This is a genomic window from Glycocaulis sp. (assembly GCF_052168375.1).
Taxonomy (GTDB): domain Bacteria; phylum Pseudomonadota; class Alphaproteobacteria; order Caulobacterales; family Maricaulaceae; genus Glycocaulis.
On sequence record NZ_JBQLZR010000088.1, the window covers coordinates 1 to 2,115 of the forward strand.

At 66.1% G+C, this 2,115-nt stretch carries 2 protein-coding genes and 1 pseudogene; 2 read left to right on the plus strand and 1 reads right to left on the minus strand.

Translation table 11 applies throughout. The features are described 5' to 3' along the window. Positions 1-1,130 (minus strand): annotated as a pseudogene (locus ACTS2Z_RS03335) (hypothetical protein); the annotation flags it as partial. Positions 1,131-1,324: 194 nt separating this feature from the next. Here ACTS2Z_RS03335 and ACTS2Z_RS03340 point away from each other — a divergent pair. Next, the gene (locus ACTS2Z_RS03340) at positions 1,325-1,678 is read left to right on the plus strand and encodes a DUF2200 domain-containing protein (protein ID WP_442571814.1); all 354 of its coding nucleotides are present in this window, start codon (positions 1,325-1,327) and stop codon (positions 1,676-1,678) included. Positions 1,679-1,767: 89 nt separating this feature from the next. After that, positions 1,768-2,115, plus strand: a 348-nt coding sequence (locus tag ACTS2Z_RS03345; protein ID WP_442571815.1) for an NADH:ubiquinone oxidoreductase subunit NDUFA12, incomplete at its 3' end; no start/stop codon positions are given.

Genomic DNA, 2,115 nt, shown 5'->3' on the forward strand with positions numbered 1-2,115 from the left:
GCGGCGATGCCCGCCGGTTCGATCCCGTGTGTCGCCAGGCCGAGCCACGCGGCCGCTTCGGCAGGCACCGGACCGGCAATGACCGGAGCGGCACTGGCGCCGCGCACGAGTGTGGCGAGCACAGCGGCACGGGCACGCGCCTCGTCACTGTCATAAGCGAGGCCTTCGAGCGCCAGATGCGCGCCAAGGCCCGCAATCAGAAGGCTTCCGCCCGCCTTTGCCGCTACCAGCCCCCACAAGGCTGCTGCGTCATGCAAGGCCGCATCGTCACCAGCGAAGGCAGACAGGTCGAGGACAATCGCCGCTGCAGGCAGGTCTGTCTCGTCTAGGCGCAGAGCCGGCTGGCCATGGGTCCAGATGGTGGCGGCAAGGTCGCGCAGGAAGGCGCGCGCGCCCTGATCCGTGCCGGTCAGAAGGCCCGGCGTCAGCGCAATTACCGGATTGACCGGCATGTCGGGAACGAAGCCAGCCCCGTCTTCGATGGTATCGATTCCCTGACGGGCGCGGGCAATGGCCCGTTCGATCATCGCGTCCGGCACACCGTCGCGGCGGGCCGCGCGCACAGAGCGGGCAAGGGCGCGGTTATGGCGCGGGTCAAAGCATTCGCCTTCACTGCCATCGCAATTGATGCAGGCCAGCGCCACCGCTTCCAGCCTGTCGCGCACTATGCGCATGCCGACATCACCGGCCGCACCGGCCATGGCGGCGGTATTGATCAGGCTGATCAGCGCCCCGGCCTCGAACGGTCCGCTGGCGAGGGTTTCCTCCGGGATGGCCGCGTCTGGCTCGCCGAGCCAGAGATGGTCCGCCGGACAGGCTTCGCGCGCGGCCATGCTGGCGAGGATTTCGTCAGCGCCTGCGCTGCCAGATGCAAAACCGGCACGGTCACCAAGCTCACGGGCAAGGCGGACCAGTGCTTCGCGACCGTCCAGAGTGCCTTCAGAGAGGTCTGCACCGGTCAGAAGGGCCAGAGCTGTCACCGCGCTATCGGGCCAGCTATCCGGTGCGCTGATGCGCACCCCGTGCGAGCCGAGCGCGTCGGGGTCCGCATGCCCGCACGGACGCTCGACAAAGCTCAGCCCTGCGAGCGGATCGGCCCCTTGCGTCGTCAGGCGGCGGTTGATCGTCATGGCGCGGACACTTCCCTGATTGCCGCTTGTCGGGCGGCGGGCCTGCTCGCAGCCCTCTGGAATGCATCGGGCGGCGAGTGCGAATCACTCATTAGGGATGATACCGCCGCGAGGGCACGTGAGTCGAAGAATGGACTGGGTTGTCCACGCTCATCAGGCTGTCATGATAGAGGCCGGAAAAGGATCAAGGCACGATGACCGCTCACCGGGTCTACAAGATGAGCTTTGCCAGTGTTTACCCGCACTACGTCGCCAAGGCGCAAAGGAAGGGGCGCACGAAGGCAGAGCTCGACGCCATCATCCACTGGCTCACCGGCTATGATGCGGCGGGCCTCGCCACGGTGCTGGAAGAACGTATCGATTTCGAGGCCTTCTTTGCGCAGGCTCCCGCAATGAACCCGTCGCGCACCCTCATCAAGGGCGTCGTGTGCGGCGTCCGGGTGGAGGAGGTCGAGGAACCTTTGATGCGCGAGATACGCTATCTCGACAAGCTGGTGGACGAGCTGGCGCGCGGCAAGGCTCTGGAGAAAATCCTGCGCGCATCCTGACGACGCACAGGCCTGCACTGGACGCGGGGCCAGACGCATTGCATATACGCCACAAGACACGATTGACCGGCGAGGGAGTGTTTCCAGCCATGCTCGACTTCATTGGCCGACTGTTTGCCTGGTGGAATGGCGCGACGCTGGGCGCGCTGTGGACGATCAGCCGCTCCGGCACGCTGGTCGGCGAGGACGAGTACGGCAATCGCTATTATGAAGAGCGCAAGCGTGGCTCCGGCGCAGACGGCGTTCCACGCCGCTGGGTCATTTATAACGGCTATGCCGATGCGTCGCGCGTACCGTCCGACTGGCACGGCTGGCTGCATTACACGTTCGCCGAGGCTCCCGTCGATGCGCCCCTGCCGCGCCGCGAATGGGAGCTGGATCACAAGCCGAACATGACGGGCACGGTGTATGCCTATCGCCCGGCCGGCTCTCTGGCG

What these genes read in the sequence shown, in the direction of transcription:
- ACTS2Z_RS03340 (WP_442571814.1), top strand. Translation starts at nt 1,325, where the DNA reads ATGACCGCTCACCGGGTCTACAAGATGAGCTTTGCCAGTGTTTACCCG.